General features: G+C 65.5%; 18 protein-coding genes. 12 read left to right on the forward strand and 6 right to left on the reverse strand.

The window, feature by feature from the left end:
- Window positions 1-123: 123 nt before the first annotated feature.
- The gene (locus tag AC56LR_RS13035; protein ID WP_497130905.1) at window positions 124-672 is read right to left on the reverse strand and encodes a pseudouridine synthase; all 549 of its coding nucleotides are present in this window, start codon (window positions 670-672) and stop codon (window positions 124-126) included.
- 231 nt (window positions 673-903) lie between these two features.
- Here AC56LR_RS13035 and icd point away from each other — a divergent pair, with 231 nt between their 5' ends.
- On the forward strand, window positions 904-2,157 hold the full coding sequence (icd, locus tag AC56LR_RS13040; protein WP_497130907.1) for an NADP-dependent isocitrate dehydrogenase: 1,254 nt from the start codon (window positions 904-906) through the stop codon (window positions 2,155-2,157).
- A 54-nt stretch (window positions 2,158-2,211) separates the two neighbouring features.
- On the opposite strand, the gene AC56LR_RS13045 is transcribed toward icd, so the two are convergent.
- Window positions 2,212-2,415, reverse strand: a complete 204-nt coding sequence (locus AC56LR_RS13045; RefSeq protein WP_171084635.1) for a cold-shock protein — start codon at window positions 2,413-2,415, stop codon at window positions 2,212-2,214.
- A gap of 319 nt (window positions 2,416-2,734) precedes the next feature.
- Between AC56LR_RS13045 and clpS the strand changes: the two genes are divergently transcribed.
- The 4 genes from clpS to AC56LR_RS13065 all read left to right on the forward strand — a co-directional run bounded on the left by clpS (window position 2,735) and on the right by AC56LR_RS13065 (window position 10,538).
- Window positions 2,735-3,037: an ATP-dependent Clp protease adapter ClpS gene (gene clpS, locus AC56LR_RS13050; protein ID WP_497130909.1), complete on the forward strand. Its 303-nt coding sequence runs from the start codon at window positions 2,735-2,737 to the stop codon at window positions 3,035-3,037.
- Window positions 3,034-5,334 (forward strand): ATP-dependent Clp protease ATP-binding subunit ClpA, encoded by a 2,301-nt coding sequence (gene clpA, locus AC56LR_RS13055; protein WP_497130911.1) that lies wholly within the window; start codon window positions 3,034-3,036, stop codon window positions 5,332-5,334. Before clpS ends, clpA begins: the two co-directional genes overlap by 4 nt.
- Before the next feature lie 134 nt (window positions 5,335-5,468).
- Window positions 5,469-8,834, forward strand: a complete 3,366-nt coding sequence (locus tag AC56LR_RS13060) for a S41 family peptidase (RefSeq protein ID WP_497130912.1) — start codon at window positions 5,469-5,471, stop codon at window positions 8,832-8,834.
- A gap of 120 nt (window positions 8,835-8,954) precedes the next feature.
- Window positions 8,955-10,538, forward strand: a complete 1,584-nt coding sequence (locus AC56LR_RS13065) for a methyl-accepting chemotaxis protein (RefSeq protein WP_497130914.1) — start codon at window positions 8,955-8,957, stop codon at window positions 10,536-10,538.
- On the opposite strand, the gene AC56LR_RS13070 is transcribed toward AC56LR_RS13065, so the two are convergent.
- A complete protein-coding gene (locus AC56LR_RS13070; protein ID WP_497130916.1) occupies window positions 10,535-10,969 on the reverse strand; it encodes a diguanylate cyclase domain-containing protein in 435 nt (144 codons plus the stop codon). The genes AC56LR_RS13065 and AC56LR_RS13070 overlap by 4 nt on opposite strands.
- Window positions 10,970-11,238: 269 nt before the next feature.
- Between AC56LR_RS13070 and AC56LR_RS13075 the strand changes: the two genes are divergently transcribed.
- Window positions 11,239-12,546, forward strand: coding sequence for a family 1 glycosylhydrolase (locus tag AC56LR_RS13075; protein WP_497130918.1), 1,308 nt, complete (start codon window positions 11,239-11,241; stop codon window positions 12,544-12,546).
- A 19-nt stretch (window positions 12,547-12,565) separates the two neighbouring features.
- On the opposite strand, the gene AC56LR_RS13080 is transcribed toward AC56LR_RS13075, so the two are convergent.
- The 3 genes from AC56LR_RS13080 to prpR form a co-directional block, all read right to left on the reverse strand.
- Complete coding sequence (locus tag AC56LR_RS13080) at window positions 12,566-13,738, reverse strand: trans-sulfuration enzyme family protein (RefSeq protein ID WP_497130920.1); 1,173 nt, start codon at window positions 13,736-13,738, stop codon at window positions 12,566-12,568.
- Window positions 13,735-15,120, reverse strand: coding sequence for a pyridoxal-phosphate dependent enzyme (locus AC56LR_RS13085; RefSeq protein ID WP_497130922.1), 1,386 nt, complete (start codon window positions 15,118-15,120; stop codon window positions 13,735-13,737). Before AC56LR_RS13085 ends, AC56LR_RS13080 begins: the two co-directional genes overlap by 4 nt.
- Window positions 15,121-15,278: 158 nt before the next feature.
- Window positions 15,279-16,886 carry a propionate catabolism operon regulatory protein PrpR gene (prpR, locus tag AC56LR_RS13090; protein WP_497130924.1) on the reverse strand — a complete coding sequence of 536 codons (1,608 nt, stop codon included), beginning with the start codon at window positions 16,884-16,886 and terminating at the stop codon, window positions 15,279-15,281.
- A 154-nt stretch (window positions 16,887-17,040) separates the two neighbouring features.
- Here prpR and AC56LR_RS13095 point away from each other — a divergent pair, with 154 nt between their 5' ends.
- The 6 genes from AC56LR_RS13095 to prpF all read left to right on the forward strand — a co-directional run bounded on the left by AC56LR_RS13095 (window position 17,041) and on the right by prpF (window position 25,326).
- Entirely contained in the window at window positions 17,041-17,349 is a 309-nt protein-coding gene (locus AC56LR_RS13095; protein WP_497130926.1) for a DUF485 domain-containing protein, read from the forward strand.
- A complete protein-coding gene (locus AC56LR_RS13100; RefSeq protein ID WP_497130927.1) occupies window positions 17,346-19,007 on the forward strand; it encodes a cation acetate symporter in 1,662 nt (553 codons plus the stop codon). Before AC56LR_RS13095 ends, AC56LR_RS13100 begins: the two co-directional genes overlap by 4 nt.
- 229 nt (window positions 19,008-19,236) lie before the next feature.
- Window positions 19,237-20,127, forward strand: coding sequence for a methylisocitrate lyase (gene prpB, locus AC56LR_RS13105; RefSeq protein WP_497130929.1), 891 nt, complete (start codon window positions 19,237-19,239; stop codon window positions 20,125-20,127).
- A gap of 13 nt (window positions 20,128-20,140) precedes the next feature.
- The gene (prpC, locus tag AC56LR_RS13110; RefSeq protein WP_497130930.1) at window positions 20,141-21,301 is read left to right on the forward strand and encodes a bifunctional 2-methylcitrate synthase/citrate synthase; all 1,161 of its coding nucleotides are present in this window, start codon (window positions 20,141-20,143) and stop codon (window positions 21,299-21,301) included.
- 85 nt (window positions 21,302-21,386) lie between these two features.
- Window positions 21,387-23,993 (forward strand): Fe/S-dependent 2-methylisocitrate dehydratase AcnD, encoded by a 2,607-nt coding sequence (gene acnD / locus AC56LR_RS13115; protein ID WP_497130932.1) that lies wholly within the window; start codon window positions 21,387-21,389, stop codon window positions 23,991-23,993.
- Between the two features lie 142 nt (window positions 23,994-24,135).
- Window positions 24,136-25,326, forward strand: coding sequence for a 2-methylaconitate cis-trans isomerase PrpF (gene prpF, locus AC56LR_RS13120; RefSeq protein WP_497130934.1), 1,191 nt, complete (start codon window positions 24,136-24,138; stop codon window positions 25,324-25,326).
- Window positions 25,327-25,339 lie beyond the last annotated feature (13 nt).

Raw genomic sequence — 25,339 nt, forward strand, 5'->3', positions numbered from 1 at the left:
CCGCCTTGGCATGCCTCGACTCACTTGACCTCAACTACTCGAACCGCCCGGTGCGGACCCGCATGCCGGGTGGTGTGGGAGGGGACCGGCTGGATAACTGGCCGCCCCTATCCCGATGGCTCTCTACGGATACCGGACTTCGATGAATTCTCCCGGCATCAGGGGATGCGTGGCCAGCGAAAACGGCCCGATGCTGCTGCGCACCAGCCGCAAGGTCGGCAGCCCGACCGCCGCCGTCATCCGGCGCACCTGGCGGTTCTTGCCTTCTTCCAGCGTGATCGCGAGCCAGCTCGTCGGCTTGTCGGCGCGCGCGCGGATCGGCGGGTTGCGCGGCCACAGCCATTCGGGCTCGGCGATGCGTACGGCGCGGCAAGGCTTGGTGACGAAATCGCCCAGGTCGAGCGGCGCCTGCAGGCGCGCCAGCGCAGCCGCATCCGGCACGCCATCGACCTGCACCAAATACGTTTTGGCTTCCTTGTGGTCGGGATGGGCGATCTTGTGCTGCAGCTTGCCGTCGTCGGTCAGCAGCATCAGGCCTTCGCTGTCGGCGTCGAGCCGGCCGGCAGGATAGATGTTCGGAATCCTGACGTAATTGGCGAGGGTTTCGCGGCCGTCCTGGCTCGAGAACTGGCACAGGACCTGGAAGGGTTTATTGAAGAGTATCAGTGCCATGAAATGCAAATGCGTATGAATGGATGTCGAATGGGGCAGGGAAGCGCCATGGCATGGCGCCTCGGAAAATACTGGTGCATAATGCAAGACGTAATGGGGCTGTCTTATACAAGACTTGCAGCCGCAGGTTTTATCAGTCCGCGCAGGGTAATTCCGCATTTTAGTTCATCTGGCAGGCCGAGCCTGAGGCTCTGCCTTCGGCCTGCCCCCGCGACCACTTGGGAGACGACGATGTACCAACATATCAAGGTCCCGGCCGACGGCCAGAAAATCACCGTCAACGCCGATTTTTCGCTGAGTGTGCCGGATAATCCTGTCCTTCCCTATATCGAGGGCGACGGCACCGGCGTGGACATCACCCCGGTCATGATCAAGGTGGTCGATGCGGCCGTCAGCAAGGCCTATGCCGGCGCGCGCAAGATCAGCTGGATGGAAATCTATGCCGGCGAAAAATCGACCGGCGTGTATGGCCCGGACGTGTGGCTGCCCGCGGAAACCCTCGAGGTGCTGAAAGACTACGTGGTCTCGATCAAGGGCCCCCTTACTACGCCGGTGGGCGGCGGCATCCGCTCGCTCAACGTCGCGCTGCGCCAGGAACTCGACCTCTACGTTTGCCTGCGTCCGGTACGCTATTTCGCCGGCGTGCCTTCGCCGCTGAAGAATCCGGAAAAAACCGACATGGTCATCTTCCGCGAGAACTCGGAAGACATCTACGCCGGCATCGAATGGGCCGAAGGCTCGCCGGAAGTCAAAAAGGTGATCAAGTTCCTGACCGAAGAGATGGGCGTCAAGAAGATCCGCTTCCCGGAGTCCTCGGGCCTGGGCGTCAAGCCGGTCTCGCGCGAAGGCACCGAGCGCCTGGTGCGCAAGGCGATCCAGTACGCGCTCGACAACGACAAGCCTTCGGTCACGATTGTCCACAAGGGCAATATCATGAAGTACACCGAAGGCGGCTTCCGCGACTGGGCCTACGCGCTGGCGCAAAAGGAATTCGGCGCCGAGCTGGTCGATGGCGGCCCATGGTGCAAGATCAAGAACCCACGGACGGGACGCGAGATCACGGTCAAGGATTCGATCGCCGACGCCTTCCTGCAGCAGATCCTGCTGCGCCCGGCCGAGTACAGCGTGATCGCCACCCTGAACCTGAACGGCGACTATATTTCGGACGCGCTGGCGGCCCAGGTGGGCGGCATCGGCATCGCGCCCGGCGCCAACATGTCCGATTCGGTGGCGATGTTCGAAGCCACCCACGGCACCGCGCCGAAATATGCCGGCAAGGATTACGTGAACCCGGGTTCGCTGATTCTCTCGGCCGAGATGATGCTGCGCCACATGGGCTGGCTTGAAGCGGCCGACCTGATCATCAGCTCCATGGAGAAGGCGATCACGTCCAAGAAAGTCACCTACGACTTCGCACGCCTGATGGAAGGCGCGACCCAGGTCTCGTGCTCGGGCTTTGGCGAAGTGATGATCGAGCAGATGTAAGGGCGAAAAAAAACCCCGCAGCTGCGGGGTTTTTTACTTCCGGGAGGGGAACGATTAGTTACCCTGGATGTTGGAAGCTTGCTTGCCTTTCGGGCCTTGCGTGACTTCGAATTGGACTTTTTGACCTTCTTTGAGGGTCTTAAAACCGTTCATGTTGATTGCGGAAAAGTGCGCGAACAGATCTTCGCCGCCGTCATCAGGAGTGATGAAGCCAAAGCCTTTGGAATCATTGAACCACTTAACAGTACCAGTTGCCATAAAAGAACCTTCAAGTAAAAACAAATCACACGAGCCATAAAAGCAAGAAGCCTCTTGCCCCCTCCTAGCCTGCTCACTTCTTATCAACAAGACTATAAGTACAATGTTGATAACTGCATTGTTGGTGGAATAACCACGCAAGTCAAGCGCTTTTGAGCGGCTGTTGCCAAATTTCCTACAGCTGAGCTAACGCTGCTCTTGATTTCGCCAATTGGATCGCCATCTGCGCATTCAAGAGAAAACAAGTAAGATGGAAAGCACATGAGAACGAGCTGATGTTTACGCTTGGCACCGATACCGAAAGCATTAGAATACGCCCATGGCTACGAAGCATGACACCGAACAGCTGCTGGAGCGGCAGACCGTAAAACCGCCACCTTTGTACCAGGTGGCATTGCTGAACGACGACTACACGCCGATGGAATTCGTGGTAGCGGTGATCCAGGAGTATTTCAACAAGGACCGCGAAACGGCCACCCAGATCATGCTTTCCGTGCACCGTCATGGGAGAGGGGTCTGTGGGGTGTTTTCCAAAGATATAGCGTGTACCAAAGTGGAGTTTGTCTTAACGCATGCGCGTAAGGCGGGGCATCCCCTGCAATGCGTGATGGAGGAAGTATGATTGCGCAGGAACTTGAAGTATCCCTACACATGGCCTTTGTCGAGGCGCGCCAGGCACGCCACGAGTTCATCACCGTGGAGCACCTGCTGCTCGCGCTGCTCGACAATCCTTCGGCCGCCGAAGTCCTGCGTGCGTGCGCGGTCAATATTGAAGACCTGCGCAAGACCCTGACTAATTTTATCGGGGATAACACCCCGACCGTACCGGGCACCGGCGAGGTCGACACCCAGCCGACGCTCGGCTTCCAGCGCGTGATCCAGCGTGCGATCATGCACGTGCAGTCGGCGTCCAATGGCAAGAAGGAAGTCACCGGCGCCAACGTGCTGGTGGCGATCTTCGGCGAGAAAGACTCGCACGCCGTCTACTACCTGCACCAGCAGGGCGTGACGCGTCTCGACGTGGTCAACTTCATCTCGCACGGCGTGCGCAAGGACCAGCAGCTCGACACCTCCAAGGCGTCCGAGGGCGTGGAAGAAGCGCAGGTCGAAGGCCAGGCCAAGGAAAGCCCGCTCGACCAGTTCACCCAGAACCTGAACAAGTCGGCTGCCGACGGCAAGATCGATCCGCTGATCGGGCGCGAGGAAGAAGTCGACCGCGTGATCCAGATCCTGTGCCGCCGCCGCAAGAACAACCCGCTGCTGGTCGGCGAGGCTGGCGTGGGCAAGACGGCGATTGCCGAAGGCCTGGCATGGCGCATCGTCCAGGAAGACGTCCCGGAAATCCTGCAGAACGCCGTCGTGTATTCGCTCGACATGGGCGCGCTGCTGGCCGGCACCAAGTACCGCGGCGACTTCGAGCAGCGCCTGAAGGCCGTGCTCAAGCAGCTCAAGGACACCCCGAACGGCGTGCTGTTCATCGACGAGATCCATACGATCATCGGCGCGGGTTCCGCTTCGGGCGGCACGCTCGACGCCTCGAACCTGCTCAAGCCGGCCCTGGCCAACGGCCAGCTCAAGTGCATCGGCGCGACCACGTTCACGGAATTCCGCGGCGTGTTCGAGAAAGACCATGCGCTCTCCCGCCGCTTCCAGAAAGTGGACGTCAACGAACCGTCGGTCGAGCAGACCGTGGCGATCCTGCGCGGCCTGAAATCGCGCTTCGAAGAGCACCACGGCGTCAAATATTCGGCGTCGGCGCTCACTACCGCGGCCGAGCTGGCGGCGCGCTTCATCAACGACCGCCACCTGCCCGATAAAGCCATCGACGTGATCGACGAGGCGGGCGCAGCCCAGCGCATCCTGCCGAAGTCGAAGCAGAAGAAAACCATCGGCAAGACCGAGATCGAGGACATCATCGCGAAGATCGCGCGGATCCCGCCGCAAACGGTCAACCAGGACGACCGCAGCAAGCTGCAGACCATCGACCGCGACCTGCGCAACGTGGTGTTCGGCCAGGATCCTGCGATCGATGCGCTGGCATCGGCCATCAAGATGGCGCGCGCCGGCCTGGGCAAGCAGGACAAGCCGATCGGCTCCTTCCTGTTCTCGGGCCCGACCGGTGTCGGCAAGACCGAGGTGGCCAAGCAGCTGGCCTTCATCCTCGGCATCGAGCTGATCCGCTTCGATATGTCCGAGTACATGGAGCGCCACGCGGTATCGCGCCTGATCGGTGCGCCGCCGGGTTATGTCGGCTTCGACCAGGGCGGTCTGCTGACCGAAGCCATCACCAAGAAGCCGCATGCGGTGCTGCTGCTGGACGAGATTGAAAAAGCCCACCCGGACATTTTCAACATCCTGCTGCAGGTGATGGATCACGGCACGCTGACCGACAACAACGGACGCAAGGCCGACTTCCGCAACGTGATCATCATCATGACCACGAATGCGGGCGCCGAAAGCCTGACCAAGCGCTCGGTGGGCTTCGTCGACTCCAAGCAGGCCGGCGACGAGATGGCCGACATCAAGCGCATGTTCACGCCGGAGTTCCGCAACCGCCTGGACGCGACCATCAGCTTCCGCGCGCTGGACGAAGACATCATCCTGCGCGTCGTGGACAAGTTCCTGATGCAGCTCGAAGAGCAGCTGCACGAGAAGAAGGTGGAAGCCGTCTTCACCGAGAAGCTGCGCAAGTTCCTGTCGAAGAAGGGCTTCGATCCGCTGATGGGCGCGCGCCCGATGTCGCGCCTGATCCAGGACATGATCCGCAAGGCGCTGGCCGACGAGCTGCTGTTCGGCCGCCTGGTCAACGGCGGGCGCATCACGGTCGACCTGAACGAGAAGGACGAGGTCGTCCTCGAGTTCCCCGAAGGCGACGCACTGCCGCCGCCGGCCCCTGCCGAGACGGTCGAGATCGAGTAAATCGGTCTGCGCCAGAAAACCGCGCCATCAAGGCGCGGTTTTTTTTCGCCCGTCTTTTTGCACGTATGCACGTCGTACAGACCGTATTCCTGTGGCAAACTCTTCCTCTTCAGCAACCCTCGCCACAGTAAAACATGATCGTGTCCCGCACCATCCTCGCCCTGTCCCTCGCGCTCATCGGCAGCCAGGCCGCCGCCGCCGATCCTTATTTCCGTTTTCCCGCCGTACGCGGCGACACCATCGTGTTCACGGCCGAGGGCGACTTGTGGCGCACCACGACAGCGGGCGGCAAGGCCACGCGCCTGACCACCCACCCGTCGGCGGAGACGCATGCCGCGATCTCGCACGACGGCAAGTTCGTCGCCTTTGCCGCCTCGTACGAGGGCGCGCAGGAAGCCTATGTGATGCCGATCGAGGGCGGCCTGCCCAAGCGCATTACCTTCGAGAATGGCGGTGTGACGGTGCTGGGCTGGACCGCGCAGGGCGAAGTACTGGTCAGCACAGAAAACTCGGTCGGCCCCTCCAGGCACCGCGTGGTCGCGGCGCTCGACCCGGTGAAGCTGGCGCGCCGCGTGCTGCCGCTGGCCGACGCCAACGACGCCGCACTGTCGGACGACGGGAAGATCGTCTTCTTCACGCGCATGGGCCTGTCGATGACCAACGATAACGTGCGCGCCTACCGTGGCGGCGCGCATGCCCAGCTGTGGCGCTTCGACCTCGGCTCGAAGCTTGAAGCAGTCCCGCTGTTCAAGGGCGATACCGGCAACAACCGCCGCGCCATGTGGTGGCAGGGCCGCATCTATTTCATCAGCGACAGCGGCGGCGCCGACAACATCTGGTCCGCGCTGCCCGACGGGTGCGATCGCCGCGCCCACACCAATCACAGCGAATGGGATGTGCGCACCGCTTCGCTGGGGGACGGGCGCATCGCCTACCAGCTGGGCGCCGACCTGCGCGTGCTCGACATCGCCAGCGGGCTCGATACCCGACTGCAGGCCAGCCTGGTCTCGGACTTCGACCAGCAGCGCACGCGCCGGGTGCGCTCGCCGCTCGACGCACTCACCGGCATCGAGCTGGCCAACAAGCTGGAGCGCATCGTGCTGACCGCGCGCGGCCGTGTGACCATCGCCGGCACCGGCAGCCACCGCCGCGTCGAGATCGCCGTGCCGGAAGGCGCGCGTGCCCGCAGCGCGGTCTTCAGCCACGACGACAAATGGGTCTACGCTTTTGTGGACAGCACCGGCGAGAACGAGATCTGGCGCTATGCCGCCGACGGTTCGGGCAAGGGCGAGCGCCTGACCATCGACGGTGCCAGCCACCGCTCCGGCATCTATCCTTCGCCCGACGGCAAATGGCTGGCCCACACCGACAAGAAGGGACGCACCTGGCTGCTGGATTTGGCGGCGAAAACCAATGTCATCATCGACGACGCCAAGCAGGCCGGCGCCGATCGCCCTGACCAGGTGGTATGGTCGCCGGACAGCCGCAACCTGGCTTTCGTGCGGGTCGGCAGCAGCGAGCAGCGCGAGCAGATCGGCATGTACCACCTGCCGTCGAAGACCATGGCTTTTGTGACGACCGACCGCTACACGGCCGATTCGCCAGTGTTTTCCTCGGACGGCAAGTGGCTGTACTTCCTGTCGGCGCGCCATTTCAACGTCGGCAATGCAGGACCCTGGGGCGACCGCAACATGGGACCGGTGTTCGACCGCCGCGTCGGCGTCTACGCGCTGGCCCTGCAGCCGGGCGTGCGCTTCCCGTTCAAGCCCGAAGACGAATTGACCAAGCCGGAAGCGGCGTCGCCGGAAGCGGCGGCCAAGGCGGCCGTGAAGGCGCCGGGCACGGACGAAGCGGACAAGAACGCGGCGGTGGCCGCCGCCACTGCCGCCGCCACCGCGGCCACCGCCGCCGCGCCCGACAAGGCCAGGGCGCCGGTGCCGGCGGTCGACTATGCCGGCCTGCGCGAGCGCCTGTACGAAGTGCCCATCGCCCCGGGCAACTACCGGGCGCTGGCCATCGACGACAAGCGCCTGTACATCCTCGAATCGGACAACGGCCGCAGCGGCGCCATCAAGACGCTGGAGATCGCCCGCAGCAGCCCGCAGCCGGAAGTCTTCGCGGCCAATGTGCGCGAGTTCGGCCTGAGCACGGACCGCAAGCACGTGTTTTATCGTAGCTTCTCGGCCGCCGGTCCCGGCGACATGCTGATCGTCGCCGCCGGCGCCAAGGCCCCGGCCGATCTCAGCAAGGCCAAGGTCAAGATCGACGACTGGGCGGTGAGCACCAACCCGCGCCTGGAATGGAAGCAGATGTTCAACGACGCCTGGCGCATGCACCGCGACTTCCTGTACGACGCCAACATGCGCGGCGTCGACTGGAACGCCGCGCGCGCCCGCTACGCGCCGCTGGTCGAGCGCGTGACCGACCGCGCCGAGCTGGACGACGTGCTGGGCATGATGGTGGGCGAGGTCGGCGCGCTGCACTCGCAGATCCGTCCGGGCGACCAGCGCCGCGCCGTCGGCGAGGGCGTGCCTTCCAGCCTGGGCGCCGTGCTGGCGCGCACGCTTGATGGCTTCCGGGTCGAGCGCGTCTACCGCAGCGAACCCGAACTGCCGGGCGAGCGTGGCCCGCTGTCCGCGCCCGACGTCGGCATCAAGGAAGGCGACACCATCCTCGCGGTCAACGGCAAGTCGCTGGTGGAAAGCCGCGACATCGCCGACCTGCTGCTCGACCAGGCCGACAAGCAGGTGCTGCTGCAGGTGAAGACACCCGGCGCCAAGGCGCGCGCGACCATCGTCACCCCGGTGTCGATGGCGCGCCACGCCGCGCTGCGCTACGCCGACTGGGAACAGGGCAGGGCGCAGCAGGCCGACGCGGCGTCGAAAGGCAAGATCGGCTACCTGCACCTGCGCGCGATGTCGGCGCGCGACATCAACGCCTTTGCCCGCGACTTCTACGCCAACATCAACAAGGAAGGCCTGGTGATCGACGTGCGCCGCAATACCGGCGGCAACATCGACAGCTGGATCATCGAGAAGCTGCTGCGCCGCTCGTGGGCCTTCTGGAGCGCGAACGGCAACCTGCCGCAGTCGAACATGCAGAACACCTTCCGCGGCCACCTGGTGGTGCTGATGGACGAGCTGACCTATTCCGATGGCGAAACCTTCGCCGCCGGCGTCAAGGCCCTGAAGCTCGGCCCGCTGGTGGGCAAGCGCACCGCCGGCGCCGGCGTCTGGCTCAGCGACGGCAACGGCCTGTCGGATAACGGCATGGCGCGCGTGGCCGAATTCGGCCAGTTCGGGGCGGACGGCGAATGGCTGATCGAGGGCGTGGGCGTGAGCCCGGACGTCGAGGTCGACAACCTGCCGCACGAGACCTTCGCGGGCCGCGACCGCCAGCTGGAAGTGGCGATCGAACTGCTGCAGAAGAAGATGCTGGAGCAGCCGGTCAAGCAGTGGAAGCCGGCGGCGATTCCAGCCTTGAAGCGCTCCACGCAGTAAGCGGGCCGTATGGCATTCGGCGGTGCGTGACATTCGCCCGCCGCCGATGTCATCCAATTTCATCACCCGGTCATACTAAGTTTCTAAACTGCAAGTATCCGATCCACTCCGATACTTGCCATGCACCTTACGAAGCTCCAGACCGGCACCAAGATCCTCGGCGCCTTCGGCATCGTCTCCTTCCTCCTGCTGATCACCTGCGCCGTCGCGCTGTGGCGCATGCAGGCGCTGGATGCGCTGACCACAGACCTCGTCTACGACAAGCTGGCCAAGCAGCAGCTCACCTCCGACCTGCTCGGCATCGAGCGACTGAACGGCTCGCGCACGATCTCGATCGCACGCAGCGACAGCCTCGAGCTGGCGGACTATTTCCAGGCCCAGTTGGCGGTAGGCGCCAAGGCGGCTGCCGCCATCGAAGCCAAACTGGCGCAGCTGCCCCGCAGCGAACGCGAACGCGCCCTGATGGACGCGGCAGCCAACAACAAGGCGGCGCTGGCGAAGGTCCAGGCCGCGCTGTTCCAGGCCAAGGAGTTCGGCCAGACCGGCGTCGTCGAGCAGCTCGTCAGCGGCAGCTGGGAGCAGGCCGACAAGGCCTATGCCGCCGCCCTGGAAGCGCTGCTTGCATTCGAGAGCGCGGAAGCGCACCGCCTGGCCGAGGAGTCGGGCGCCGCGTCCCTCTTCGGCAAGGCGCTGCTGCTGGGGCTCGGTGGCGGGGCGCTGGCGGTCGGCGCACTGCTGGCCTGGACGCTGACCCGCAACATCGTCGGCCCGCTGCAGCAGGCCGTGGGGCTGGCCGAGCAGGTGGCGCACGGCGACCTGCGACCATTCATCGAGCATGCGCGCGGCGACGAGATCGGCCGCCTGTTCGATGCACTCAACGGCATGACGCACGGCGTGTCCAGCACCGTGTCGCAGGTGCTGCAGGGCGCGCAGGCGATCGATGCAGCTTCCGGCGACATCGCCGCCGGCAACCAGGACCTGTCGCGCCGGACCGAACGCCAGGCCAGCGCGCTGAGCGAAACGGTGGCCGCGATAAGCGAGTTGACCGGCGCGATCGCGCGGAACAACGCCAGCGCGCAGCAGGCCAATGCGCTGGCCAAGTCGGCGTCCACGGTGGCGGCCCAGGGCGCCCAGGCGGTCGAACAGGTGGTGGAGCGCATGGAGGCGATCAAGGCCTCGGCCGAGCGCATTGTCGACATCACCGGCATGATCGACAGCATCGCCTTCCAGACCAATATCCTGGCCCTGAACGCGGCCGTGGAAGCGGCGCGCGCCGGCGCCGAAGGGCGCGGTTTCGCGGTGGTGGCGGCCGAGGTGCGCAGCCTGGCCCAGCACTCGGCGACGGCGGCGAAGGAAATCAAGGGGCTGATCGGCGCGTCGCGCGGCGAGATCGAGGCCGGCACCGGCATCGCCGGCGCGGCCGGCCAGACCATGCGCGCGGTGCTGGGGCACGTGCACCAGGTGGCCGGAATCCTCGACACCATCCACAGCGCCGGCGCCGGCCAGGACAGGGGCGTGACCCAGGTGAGGCAGGCAATCGCGGAGATGGACGAGTCGACCCGGCAGAACGCCGCGATGGTGGAGCAGGCCGCGGCGGCGGCGCAGTCGATGCGGCGGCAGGCGGCCGACCTGTCGGAACTGGTCGGGACCTTCAGGCTGCGCGCGGCCGTGCCTGCGCCGCTTGCACTCTCCCTGGAAGCTTAAGCCTCGACGTCGCAGACCCGCTCGCGCCCCGCCGACTTGGCCTGGTACAGGCGGCGGTCGACCCGGTCCAGGAAGACCTCCGGGTCGTCCTGCGCGCCCGGCACGATGGTGCCGACGCCCATGCTGATGGTCGCCAGGCGGCCCACGCCGGAACGGGCATGAGGGAGCGCTTCGTTCGCGAGCAGCTTGCGGCAGCGTTGCGCGCCGCTTCCGCATCGGTGGCCGGCAGCAGCAGGACGAATTCCTCGCCACCGAGGCGCGCACAGGGTGTCGAACTTGCGGCGGTTGGCCACGCCGGTCAGGCTGTCGCGGTAGGACAGCACTTCGGGTTCACGCTGCAGCTGCAGGATCTTGGCCTCGGCCTGCGTGCGCGCGGTGATGTCGAACATGAAGCCGACCAGCGAATCCACGCCGCCGTCCGGGCGCCGCACCACGTGCTCCAGTCGATGCGCCAGGGGATGGTCCGGGTCGATTCGAGCAGCGTGCGGAAGACGCCGGGATCGTCGCAGGCGACGGGCTGGGACTCGAGGAGGGGCGCGGTCATATGCAAGAGGCATGCAAGTAAGCTGCCTGTTGTAAATGAGGACGAGCGGGTCGAGACCACCCATACCCGTTGACTACCGGGACAATCGTGCCGACAATGGCCATGCACGTTACGCTTCGGCCGGCGCTGCCGCCGGCAAGCCCTGCGAGGCTGCACATGGTCACGAATCAACCCGGTTTTCTCTTTGCAACCGGCATCGAGAACAGCATCCCCACCATCGATGGCGGCAGGGTCCGCATGGATGAGATGGCCTTGTGCGGCCACTACCGCCACTGGCGGCGCGATTTCGACCTGGTGCAGGACATCGGCATCCGCTTCCTGCGTTACGGCCCGCCGCTGCACACGACCCTGCTGGGCGCCGGCCGCCACGACTGGTCGTTCGCCGACGAGGTATTCCCCGACCTGCGCCGGCGCGGCCTGGTGCCGATCGTCGACCTCTGCCATTTCGGCCTGCCCGATTTCCTCGGCAGTTTCCAGAACCCGGACTTTCCCGCCATGTTCGCCGACTATGCGCGCGCCTTTGCGCTGCGCTTTCCCTGGATCCAGCTGTACACGCCGGTCAACGAGATGTCGATCTGCGCGCTGTTCTCGGCCCTGTACGGCTGGTGGAACGAGCAGCTGCGCAGCGACCAGGCCTTCGTGACGGCGCTCAAGCACGTCGTCAAGGCCAACCTGCTGGCCATGCGCGCGATCCTGGAGGTGCGCCCGGATGCGCTGTTCGTCCAGAGCGAATCGACCGAGTATTTCCATGCCATGTCGCCCGCCGCGATCGGCCCGGCCGAGACCCGCAACGCGCGCCGCTTCCTGTCGCTGGACCTGAACTACGGCCGCCGGGTGGACTCCACCATGTACGAATACCTGCTCGACAACGGCATGACGCGCGAGGAGTACCACTTCTTCCTGAACAACAACCTGAAGCACCACTGCATCATGGGCAACGATTATTACCAGACCAACGAGCATCACGTGTCGGCCGACGGCTCGACGGTGGCGTCCGGGGAAATCTTCGGGTATGCCGTGATCACGCACCAGTACTACAACCGCTACCGCCTGCCGGTGATGCACACCGAAACCAATTCGTGCCAGGGACCCTGCGGCGACGAGGCGGTGAAGTGGCTGCGCAAGGAATGGGCCAACGTGCTCCGGGTACGCAACAACGGCGTGCCCCTGGTCGGCTTTACCTGGTATTCGCTGACCGACCAGGTGGACTGGGACACGGGCCTGCGCGAGAACAATGGGCATGTGAACGCCCTGGGACTGGCCGACCTCGAGCGCAAGCTGCGTCCGGTCGGGCTGGCCTACCGCGACCTGATCCGGGACTGGACCGAAGTGCTGCCGACCCAGAGCGTCTGCCTGCAGGTGCCGCTGGCGCTGGCCCAGGATTATCCTGACATGGACCTGAGCTGCCCGCATCCCTTGCCGCATCTGGATGAGGCAACCAGCGCTCCCCGGAATGCGGAATAGGCCTGGCCGACCGCGCGCTTCAGATCGCAGCCAGCGCGCGCCGCAAATCTTCCTGCTGGTCCGCCAGGTGCTCGATGCCCACCGACAGCCGGATCAGGCCGTCGCCGATGCCCAGCTCCGCACGCTGCTCGGCCGGGATGCTGGCATGGGTCATCAGCGCAGGGTGCTCGATCAGGCTTTCGACGCCGCCCAGGCTTTCGGCCAGCGTGAAGACTTCACAGGTTTCCAGGAATCGGCGCGCCCCGGCAAGGTCGGTGGCCAGGTCGATCGACACGATGCCGCCGAAGCCATTCATCTGGCGCCGCGCCAGCGCGTGCTGGGGGTGCGATTCCAGTCCCGGGTAAAACACCTTGCCTACCTTCGGCTGCTGCTGCAGCCACTGCGCCAGCGCCAGCGCATTGGCGCTGCTGCGCTCCACGCGCAGGGCCAGGGTCTTGATCCCGCGCAGCACCAGGAAGCTGTCGAAAGGCCCCTGGATGGCGCCCACGGCGTTCTGGATGAAGCCGAGCTGCTCGCCCAGTTCCTTGTGGTGCGGCTGCGTGCCGACCACGGCCACGCCGCCGATCACGTCGGAGTGCCCGTTCATGTATTTGGTGGTCGAGTGCACGACGATGTCGAAGCCCAGTTCCAGCGGGCGCTGGACGATCGGGCTGGCGAAGGTGTTGTCGCAGACCGTGATGATGCCGCGCGCGCGGCACAGCTGCGCGATCGCGGCCAGGTCGGCGAGTTTGAGCATCGGGTTGGTCGGCGTTTCGACCCACACCAGCTTCGTCTCGGGCGTGATCGTGCGGGCCAGCGCGTCCGGATCGGTCAGGTCGGCATAGGCGAAGCTGTGGCCCGCGCTTTTCCGGCGCACGCGCTCGAACAGGCGGAAGGTGCCGCCGTACATGTCGTCGCCGGCCACGATGTGCGAATTGGCCGGCAGCAGTTCGAGCACCGCCGCGATCGCGGCCAGGCCCGAGGCGAAGGCAAAGGCCGCGCCGCCGCTTTCGATGTCGGCCACGCAGCGCTCCAGGGCCCAGCGGGTCGGGTTGTGCGAGCGGCCGTAGTCCAGGCCCTTGTGCACGCCCGGGCTCTCCTGGCGGAAGGTCGAGGTGGCGAAGATCGGCGGCATGACGGCGCCGGTGCTTGGCTCGGGCGACTGGCCGCCATGGATCACGCGGGTGGAGATGTGTTTTTTCTGATCGGTCACGAGAGCGTCCTTCGGAGATGGTTGAGCAGGTCGAAGCGGGTGATCAGGCCGTAGAAGCGGTCGCCGTCGGCGATGACGGCGGTCAGCCCGCGGTCGAGGATCTCGCGCAGCTGGCCCATGCTGGACGATGGGTGCAGGGTCTGGAGCGTCGAGGTCATGGTGGTGGAAACCGGCGCATTGAACTGGCCGGCTTCGTTGGTCGAGGTGACGTGCAGCAGCAGGTCGGATTCGTCGATCAGGCCGGCCAGGCGCCCGTCGCGGTCGATCACCGGCAGCTGCTGCAGGTCGCTGCTGCGCATGCGGTTGAAGGCGGTGAGCAGGGTGTCGGTGGGCGAGACGGTCACCACTTCGCCGTCATCGAAACGGCGGCCGATCAGGTCGCGCAGGTCGCCCAGTTTCGGGCGCGTGAGCAGGCCCTGGTCGACCATCCAGCCGTCGCTGTACACCTTGGTGAGGTAGCGGGTGCCGGTGTCGCACACAAACGTGACCACGCGCTTGGGACGGGTCTGCTCGCGGCAGTAGCGCAGCGCCGCCGCCAGCAGGGTGCCGGTGGACGAGCCGCCCAGGATGCCTTCCTGCTGCAGCAGCAGGCGCGCGGTGGTGAAGCTTTCTTCGTCGGTGATCGTATAGGCCTTCTTCACGCGCGACAGGTCGGCGATGCCCGGAATGAAATCTTCGCCGATGCCTTCCACCGCCCACGAACCGGCGTCGGTGCGCAGCACGCCCGTGTTGATGTAATCGGCCAGGATCGAGCCCTTCGGATCGGCCAGCACGAATTCGAGATTCGGCTGGGTCTTGCGGAAATAGCGCGACAGGCCGGTCAGGGTGCCGGACGATCCGACGCCGACCACGATGGTGTCGAGCCGGTGGTTGACCTGGTCCCAGATCTCCGGGCCGGTGGTGGTTTCGTGGGCGCGCGGGTTGGCCGGGTTGTTGAACTGGTCGGCGAACCAGGCGCCGGGAATTTCCCTGGCCAGCCGCGCCGCATAATCCTGGTAATACTCGGGATGACCCTTGCCGACGTCGGAGCGCGTCAGGTGGATCTCGGCGCCCAGCGCCTTGAGGTGCAGGATTTTTTCGGCCGCCATTTTGTCCGGCACCACCAGCACCACCCGGTAGCCCTTGATGCGCGCCACCAGCGCCAGCCCCAGGCCGGTATTGCCGGCCGTGGCTTCGACCACGGTGCCGCCCGGCTGCAGGTGGCCATCGTGCTCGGCCTGCTCGATCATGGCGCGCCCGATCCGGTCCTTGATGGAGCCGCCGGGGTTTTGCGATTCGAGTTTCAGGAACAGCTGGCAGGGACCGGTGTCGATCCGGGTCACCTCGATCAGCGGGGTGTCGCCAATCAGCGAAAACAGTGCAGCTTGCGACGCATGTTGCATATTGCCTCCGGAAGGCCGGGCAGGGCCCGGGCAGTGCTTGCGAAGAGCTGGCGCTTAGGGGTGCGTGATGGGCGCCAAGCCATGTAAAAAAGTCATGATAATGCGTTTGGCTCAACTGGTGTTGATCTCGTAGAGGTGGGCAAGGAACTTGCCCACCTCTACGGGTTGTCGGTCTTCAGGCGGCGCCACAGGGTCGTGCGGCTGATGCCCAGGTGCTTGGCCGCTGCATCGCGCTGGCCACCATAGCGTGCCAGCACGGCAGCAATGCTTTCCGTCCCTGGCGCCGAAAGGGGCAGCGCCGCCTGCATCCCTAGTTCAGGAGCAATCGTCAGCAGGAAACTCGGCGTCAGGGCCTGCAGCGGCTCGGCCGCCAGGAACAGCGCCAGCCGCTCCATCAGGTTGCGCAGTTCGCGCACATTGCCCGGCCACGCATAGGCCTCCAGCAGCGGCGCACAGGCGCCAATCTCGGCATGCAGATTCGGATGCGGCCGCGCGTCCAGCGCCGCCAGCGCATGCTTGAGCGACCATTCGGCCAGCGGCACGATGTCGGCGAGGCGCTCGCGCAGCGGCGGCAGCCCCAGGCGCAGCACGGCCAGGCGGTAGAACAGGTCGGCGCGGAAGCGCCCTTCGCGCACGCGCGCTTCCAGGTCGCAGTGGGTGGCGCTGACCACGCGCACGTCGATCGGCACCGGGCGCGTGCCGCCGACGCGCATGACTTCACGTTCTTCCAGCACCCGCAAGAGCCGGGTCTGCAGGCCGAGGGGCATCTCGCCGATTTCATCCAGGAAGAGGGTGCCCGTATTGGCCGCCTCGAACAGGCCCGCGTGGCCGCCGCGGCGGGCGCCCGTGAACGCGCCTTCTTCGTGGCCGAACAGTTCGGATTCCAGCAGCGATTCGGCAATCGCCCCGCAGTTCACCGCCACGAAGGGCCGGTTGGCCCCACGGCGCGGCCCCTCGCGGTGGATGGCTTGCGCCACCAGTTCCTTGCCGCTGCCGGTTTCGCCGTGGATCAGCACCGTGGCGGGCGAGCGCGCATACAGCACCACCGTCTGGCGCAGCCGCTCCATGGCGGCGGATTCCCCGCGCAGGTCGTGCAGGCCGCGCCGCGCGCGCCGGGTCTCGGGGGCCGGGGTGCGGCGCCCGCGGCTGGCTTCGAGCTGGGTCAGGCGCGCCATTTCCAGCGCGTCGTCGAAGGCCTGGCGGATCGAGGCGGCCGAATACAGGAAGACGGCGTGCAAGCCCGCTTCCTCGGCCAGGTCGGTGATCAGGCCGGCGCCGACGATGACTTCGATGCCGGCCGCCTTCAGGGCCTGGATGCCGGCCCGTGCGTCTTCTTCGGTGACATAGGTGCGCTGGGCGATGGCGATGCCGAAGGTGGTGGCGAACTCGGCCAGTTCGCGCAGGGGTTCCTGGTAGGTGATCACGCCGATGCGCCCGGACACTTGCCGTGCGCGCGAGAGCGCCTGCATCACGTCGAAGCCGCTGGCCTTGGCCACGACCACCGGCGCCGAGACGCGTCCCTTGAGGTAGGCGGCGTTCGATCCGGCCGCGATCACGACGTCGCAACGCTCGGTGGCCATGCGCTCGCGCAGATGTCGTGCAGCTTCATCGAACCCGAGGTGCAGTGGTTCGATCAAAGCCAGGTGATCGTATTCGAGGGTGATGTCGCGGAACAGGTCGGACAGGCGCGATACCGACACGGTCCAGATCACCGGTTTGTCGCTGTCAGCGGCGCTTGTGGCCGGGTTGCGGGAGGAATAAGGCATGTTTCAAGTGTAGTCGATTTCATGCGCGGCGTTTCATCCTGAAACATTGTTGCACTGCGGCGCAGGGCGGCGGCTGCGTAAGCAAGTGGTAAGCGCGCGGGGGTAGGGTGGGGCAAGCCCTTGACAAGGCAACACCAGAACATCAGGAGACAACATGGAACAAGACCTCGTACGGCGGATCAAGGCTGATCCCGATTATCACAAGCTGGTCAGGACGCGTTCGCGCTTCGGCTGGACCCTCACCTGGGCGATGATGATCGTCTACTACGGCTTCACGCTGCTGGTCGCCTTCAACAAGGAGTTCCTGGGCACCCGCATCGGCCAGGGCGTCACGACCTGGGGCATCCCGCTCGGCCTGTTCGTCATCCTGTTCACCATCGCGATCACCGGCATCTACGTGCGCCGCGCCAACGGCTTGTACGATGAGCTGACCGAGGCCATCCGCAAGAAGGTGGGAGCATGAAACACCCGCTCCGTTTCCTGGCCACGCCGGCCCTGTTCGCGCTGTCCGGCATCGCCATGGCCGCACCCGACCTGGGCCAGGCCACCCGGCAGGCCACCAACTGGACCGCGATCACCATGTTCGCGGCCTTCGTCATCTTCACGCTCTTCATCACCAAGTGGGCGGCGTCGAAAACCCGTTCCGCCTCCGATTTCTACACCGCGGGCGGCGGCATCACCGGTTTCCAGAACGGGCTGGCAATCGCGGGCGACTTCATGTCGGCCGCTTCCTTCCTCGGCATTTCGGCGGCCGTCTTCCTCGACGGATTCGACGGGCTGATCTACGCCATCGGCTTCCTGGTCGGCTGGCCCGTCATCACCTTTTTAATGGCCGAACGCCTGCGCAACCTGGGGCGCTTCACCTTTGCCGACGTCGCCGCCTACCGCTTCCACCAAAAACCCATCCGCGTGTTCGCCGCCTCGGGCACCCTGGTCGTGGTGCTGTTCTATCTCATCGCCCAGATGGTCGGCGCAGGCCAGCTCATCAAGCTGCTGTTCGGGCTGGACTACTGGATCGCGGTGGTGATCGTCGGCGTGCTGATGATGGTCTACGTGCTGTTCGGCGGCATGACCGCCACCACCTGGGTGCAGATCATCAAGGCCGTGCTGCTGCTGTCGGGCGCCTCGTACATGGCCTTCGCGGTCCTGGCGCAGTTCAACTTCAGCCCGGAGAAATTGTTCGCCACCGCGACCGAGCTGCACGACAAGGGCTTTTCCATCATGGGGCCGGGTAACTTCGTCAAAGACCCGATCTCGGCGATTTCCTTCGGCATGGCCTTGATGTTCGGCACCGCCGGCCTGCCGCACATCCTGATGCGCTTCTTTACCGTCCCGAGCGCCAAGGAAGCGCGCAAGTCGGTGCTCTGGGCCACCACCTGGATCGGCTATTTCTACATCCTCACCTTCATCATCGGCTTCGGCGCGATCGTGCTGGTCGGGACCAATCCCGACTTCAAGGATGCCGCCGGCAAGCTGCTGGGCGGGAACAACATGGCGGCGGTGCACCTGGCCAAGGCCGTGGGCGGCGACATCTTCCTCGGCTTCATCTCGGCGGTGGCCTTCGCGACCATCCTCGCGGTGGTGGCCGGCCTGACCCTGTCCGGGGCCTCGGCCGTCTCGCACGACCTGTACGCCACCGTGTTCGCCAAGGGCACGGCCACCAGCAGCAGCGAGCTGCGGGTCTCGAGGATCACCACCGTTTGCCTCGGCTTCATTGCGGTGCTGCTCGGTATCGCCTTTGAAAAGCAGAACGTGGCCTTCATGGTGTCGCTGGCGTTCGCCATCGCGGCCTCGGCCAATTTCCCGGTGCTGTTCATGTCGGTGCTCTGGAAAGACTGCACCACGCGCGGCGCGACGGTCGGCGGCTTCCTCGGCCTGGGCACGGCGGTGCTCCTGACGGTGGTATCGAAGTCGGTCTGGGTCGACGTGCTGGGCAATGCGCAAGCGATCTTCCCCTACACCTCGCCGGCGATCTTCTCGATGCCGATCGGCTTCTTCGGCATCTGGCTGTTCTCGGTAATGGACAAGAGCCCGCGCGCGGCCATCGACAGGGCCGGCTTCGAGGCACAGGAAGTACGGTCGGAAACCGGCATCGGCGCATCGGGCGCCAGCGGGCATTGAGCCCGGGCTGGAAACAGCCGCCCAACCCCGCTACGGCGGGGTTTTTTATTGCTATGATGTTCCATTTGCTGTTTCAGTGTGAAACATGGTGAAACGCAACAGGCGAGAAAAACCGCAGGAACGCGCTTAAGTGCTTGAATTTCCGTCCAATCGCCTGCCCGCACACGCTGGCACGCCCCTTGCATTAGTGGGCTGGTATTCGTTCAACGTATCAATTGAAAGGTTTCGCATGAGCCAGTATTCCGCCGGTGCGGCATTCCGCAAGGCAGTCCAGGAAGAATTCCCGCTGCAGGTCGTCGGCGCCATCAATGCCAACCACGCCCTGCTGGCCAAGCGCGCCGGTTTCAAGGCGATCTACCTGTCCGGCGGCGGCGTCGCGGCCGGCTCGCTGGGCCTGCCGGACCTGGGCATCTCGAACCTGGACGACGTGCTGGTCGACGTGCGCCGCATCACCGATGTGTGCGACCTGCCGCTGCTGGTCGACATCGACACCGGTTTTGGCGCCTCTGCGTTCAACGTCGCGCGCACGGTGCGCTCGTTATCGAAGGCCGGCGCGGCCGCCTGCCATATCGAAGACCAGGTCGGCGCCAAGCGCTGCGGCCACCGTCCGGGCAAGGAAATCGTCGGCCTGGACGAAATGGTGGACCGCGTGAAAGCGGCCGCCGACGCCCGCCTCGATCCCGACTTCGTCATCATGGCGCGCACCGATGCGCTGGCCGTCGAAGGCCTGGACGCCGCGATCGAACGCGCCGTGGCCTGCGTCGAAGCCGGCGCCGACATGATCTTCCCGGAAGCCATGACCAGCCTCGAGATGTACCGGCAGTTCGCCGACGCCGTGAAGGTGCCGGTGCTGGCCAACATCACCGAATTCGGCGCGACTCCGCTGTTCACCGTCGAGGAGCTGAAAAGCGCCCACGTCGCCCTGGCCCTATACCCGCTGTCGGCCTTCCGCGCCATGAACAAGGCGGCCGAAAACGTGTATAACGCGATTCGCCGCGACGGCACCCAGCAGAACGTGCTGGACACGATGCAGACCCGCGCCGAGCTGTACGACCGCATCGACTACCACAGCTATGAACAGAAGCTCGACGCGCTGTTCGCCCAGAAAAAAACCAAGTGATCCAGGAGACCGCATGAGCACCCAGAACAACGACACCCCTACCTTCAAGCCGAAGAAATCGGTGGCCCTGTCCGGCGTCGCCGCCGGCAATACCGCGCTGTGCTCGGTCGGCAAGTCGGGCAACGACCTGCATTACCGCGGCTACGACATCCTGGACGTCGCGACCAGCTGCGAATTCGAGGAAATCGCCTACCTGCTGGTGCACGGCAAGCTGCCTACCCAGGCAGAACTGAAAGGCTACAAGGCCAGGCTGAAATCGCTGCGCGGCCTGCCGCAAGCGGTCAAGAGCGCGCTCGAGGCGCTGCCGGCCGGCGCCCACCCGATGGACGTGATGCGCACCGGCGTGTCGACCCTGGGCTGCACCTTGCCCGAGAAGGACGACCACAACATCCCCGGCGCGCGCGACATCGCCGACCGCCTGATGGCCTCGTTCGGCTCGATGCTGCTGTACTGGTACCACTTCAGCCACGCTGGCCGCCGCATCGAAGTCGAGACCGACGACGATTCGATCGGCGGCCACTTCCTGCACCTGCTGCACGGCCACGCACCGAAAGAGGAGTGGGTGCGCGCCATGCACACCTCGCTCATCCTGTATGCCGAGCACGAATTCAACGCCTCGACCTTCACCGCCCGCGTCATCGCCGGCACCGGCTCGGACATGCACTCGGCCATCACCGGCGCGATCGGCGCGCTGCGCGGCCCGAAGCACGGCGGCGCCAACGAAGTGGCGCTGGACATCCAGAAGCGCTACGAAAACGCGGACGAAGCCGAAGCCGATATCCGCAACCGCGTGGCCAACAAGGAAGTCGTGATCGGCTTCGGCCACCCGGTCTACACCATCAGCGACCCGCGCAACGTGGTGATCAAGGAAGTGGCGCGTTCGCTGTCGGCGGAGGGTGGTTCGATGAAGATGTTCGACATCGCCGAGCGCCTGGAATCGGTCATGTGGGAAGTGAAAAAGATGTTCCCGAACCTGGACTGGTTCTCGGCCGTCTCGTACCACATGATGGGCGTGCCGACCGCCATGTTCACGCCGCTGTTCGTCATCTCGCGCACTTCCGGCTGGGCCGCGCACGTGATCGAGCAGCGCATCGACAACAAGATCATCCGCCCGAGCGCGAACTACGTCGGTCCGGAAGACCTGCAGTTCGTGCCGATCGCGGATCGGAAGTAATCGCAGAATCACCAGCCTCAAGACCGTCGTGCCGGCGAAGGCCGGGATGACGGTTTCACGGTCAGCTAATTAAACGAGCACCGCCATGAACACCAATCACCGCAAACCCCTCCCTGGCACCGCCCTGGACTATTTCGACACGCGCGGCGCGATCGACGCGATCCAGCCCGGCGCCTACGACACGCTGCCCTACACCTCGCGGGTGCTGGCCGAGAACCTGTTGCGCCGCTGCGACCCGGCCACCATGCTTGATTCGCTCAAGCAGCTCATCGAGCGCAAGCAGGACCTCGATTTCCCGTGGTTCCCGGCGCGCGTGGTCTGCCACGACATCCTTGGCCAGACCGCCCTGGTCGACCTGGCCGGCCTGCGCGACGCCATCGCCCTGCAGGGCGGCGACCCGGCCCTGGTCAACCCGGTGGTGCCGACCCAGCTGGTGGTCGACCACTCGCTGGCCGTGGAATGCGGCGGCTTCGATCCGGACGCGTTTGCCAAGAACCGCGCCATCGAAGACCGCCGCAACGAAGACCGCTTCCACTTCATCGAGTGGACCAAGAAGGCCTTCCAGAACGTCGACGTGATCCCGCCGGGGAACGGCATCCTGCACCAGATCAACCTCGAGCGCATGTCGCCGGTGATCCAGTCGGAGCAGGGCGTGGCTTACCCCGACACCCTGGTCGGCACCGACTCGCACACCCCGATGGTCGACGCCCTGGGCGTGATCGCCATCGGCGTGGGCGGCCTGGAAGCCGAAAGCGTGATGCTGGGCCGCGCCTCCTGGATGCGCCTGCCGGACATCATCGGCGTGGAGCTGACGGGCAGGGCGCAGCCCGGCATCACCGCCACCGACATCGTGCTGGCGCTGACCGAATTCCTGCGCAATTCGAAAGTCGTGTCGAGCTATCTCGAGTTCTACGGTGCGGGCGCATCCAGCCTGACCCTGGGCGACCGCGCGACGATCTCGAACATGGCCCCGGAATTCGGCGCGACCGCCGCGATGTTCTACATCGACGAGCAGACCATCAAATACCTGCGCCTCACCGGCCGCGAGGAAGAGACCGTGCACCTGGTCGAGACCTATGCGAGGGAAGCAGGCCTGTGGGCCGACAGCCTCAAGACCGCGCAGTACGAGCGCGTGCTGAGTTTCGATCTGTCCAGTGTGGTGCGCAACATCGCCGGCCCGTCGAACCCGCACAAGCGGGTGCCGACGTCCGAGCTGGCCGCACGCGGCATCTCGGGCGTGGTCGAGAATGAGCCGGGCCTGATGCCGGACGGTGCGGTGATCATCGCGGCGATCACCAGCTGCACCAACACGAATAACCCGCGCAACATGATCGCGGCCGGCCTGATCGCGCGCAACGCCAACCGCGCAGGCCTCACGCGCAAGCCCTGGGTGAAAAGCTCGCTGGCGCCGGGCTCCAAGGCCGTCGCGCTCTACCTCGAAGAAGCAAACCTGATGCCGGAGCTCGAAAAGCTCGGCTTCGGCGTGGTCGCCTTCGCCTGCACCACCTGCAACGGCATGAGCGGCGCGCTCGATCCGAGCATCCAGCAGGAGATCATCGACCGCGACCTGTACGCGACCGCCGTCCTGTCGGGCAACCGCAATTTCGACGGCCGCATCCACCCCTACGCCAAGCAGGCCTTCCTGGCCTCGCCGCCGCTGGTGGTGGCCTATGCGATTGCCGGCACCATCCGCTTCGATATCGAAAAGGACGTGCTGGGCCTGGACGCCAATGGCCGCGAGATCCGCCTGGCCGACCTGTGGCCGAGCGACGAGGAAATCGACGCCATCGTCGAATCCAGCGTCAAGCCGGACCAGTTCCGCAAGGTGTACACGCCGATGTTCGCGCGCGTGCTTGATGACGGCGTCAAGGTCAGCCCGCTGTACGACTGGCGCCCCATGAGCACCTACATCCGCCGTCCACCGTACTGGGAAGGCGCGCTGGCCGGCGAGCGTTCGCTCTCTGGCATGCGTCCGCTGGCGGTCCTGGGCGACAACATCACCACCGACCACCTGTCGCCGTCGAACGCGATCATGCTGGACTCCGCCGCCGGCGAATACCTGGCGAAGATGGGCCTGCCCGAAGAAGACTTCAACTCCTACGCCACCCACCGGGGCGACCACCTGACGGCGCAGCGCGCTACTTTCGCGAATCCGACGCTCAAGAACGAGATGGTGCGGGGCGAGGACGGCAGCGTGAAGGCGGGTTCCCTGGCGCGCATCGAGCCGGAAGGGCAGGTGACCCGCATGTGGGAAGCCATCGAGACCTATTTGGAGCGCAAGCAGCCGCTGATCGTGATCGCCGGCGCCGACTACGGCCAGGGTTCGTCGCGTGACTGGGCGGCCAAGGGCGTGCGCCTGGCGGGCGTGGAGGCGATCGTGGCTGAAGGCTTCGAGCGCATCCACCGCACCAACCTGGTGGGCATGGGCGTGCTGCCGCTGGAGTTCAAGCCGGGCGTGAACCGCCTCACGCTTGGCATCGACGGCACCGAAACGTTTGATGTGGTGGGCAAGTGCACGCCGCGTACCGACCTGCTGCTCGTGATCCATCGCCGCAGCGGCGAGCGTCTCGAGGTGCCGGTCACCTGCCGGCTCGACACGGCCGAGGAAGTGGCGATCTACGAGGCGGGCGGCGTGCTGCAGCGCTTCGCGCAGGACTTCCTCGAGTCGTCGGCGCCTAAAGCCGCTGCGTAATCGTAGGGTGGGCGGATTCCCCGCCCGCGCGTTCAAGCGGCGTTTGGACAGCCGCGCCACAATTCAGATGTGATTTGAACGCGCGGTCGGCGGAGCCGACCACCCTACGTTCCTCGTCCATTCCAATTTCCCGGATTACGTCATGCCTCACACCCCCCAAATCAAGATCCCCGCCACCTACATGCGAGGCGGCACCAGCAAGGGCGTCTTCTTCCGCCTCGACGACCTGCCCGAAGCCGCGCGCGTGCCCGGCCCGGCGCGCGACGCGCTCTTGCTGCGCGTGATCGGCAGCCCCGACCCCTATGCCAAGCAGATCGACGGCATGGGCGGCGCCACCTCCAGCACCAGCAAGACCGTCATCGTCGCAAAGAGCACGAAGCAGGACCACGACGTCGACTACCTGTTCGGCCAGGTCTCGATCGACAAGCCTTTCGTGGACTGGAGCGGCAACTGCGGCAACCTGTCCTCGGCGGTCGGCTCGTTCGCCATCGCCGGCGGCCTGGTGGACCCTGGACGCATTCCACAACAAGGCATGGCATTGGTGCGCATCTGGCAGGCCAACATCGGCAAGACCATCATCGCCCACGTCCCGGTCACCAACGGGCAGGTGCAGGAAACCGGCGACTTCGAACTCGATGGCGTGACCTTCCCGGCGGCCGAAGTGCAGCTCGAATTCCTCGACCCCGCAGCCGAGGAAGACGGTGCCGGAGGGGCCATGTTCCCGACCGGGAACCTGGTCGACGAACTCGACGTCCCCGGCGTCGGTACGCTCAAGGCGACCATGATCAACGCCGGCATCCCGACCATCTTCGTCAATGCCGAGGCGCTCGGCTACGACGGCACCGAGCTGCAGGACGCGATCAACGGCGACGCGCGTGCGCTGGCCATGTTCGAGACCATCCGCGCCCATGGCGCGCTGCGCATGGGCCTGATCGCGAGCATCGAGGAAGCCGGCAAGCGCCAGCACACCCCGAAGGTGGCGTTTGTCGCCAGGCCGGCCGGCTATGTCGCCTCCAGCGGCAAGCAGGTGGCCCAGGGCGACGTCGACCTCCTGGTGCGGGCCCTGTCGATGGGCAAGCTGCACCACGCGATGATGGGCACGGCCGCTGTGGCGATCGGCACCGCGGCCGCCATTCCCGGCACCCTGGTCAATCTGGCGGCCGGCGGCGGCGCCCGTACGGCGGTGCGCTTCGGCCACCCGTCCGGCACGCTGCGGGTCGGCGCCGATGCGGTAGAGGCGGACGGCCAGTGGAGCGTGTCCAAGGCCATCATGAGCCGCAGCGCGCGGGTGCTGATGGAAGGCTGGGTGCGGGTGCCCGGCGACTGTTTCTGAACGGTTAACTGAA

Source organism: Telluria sp. ZT3P39 (assembly GCF_059685935.1).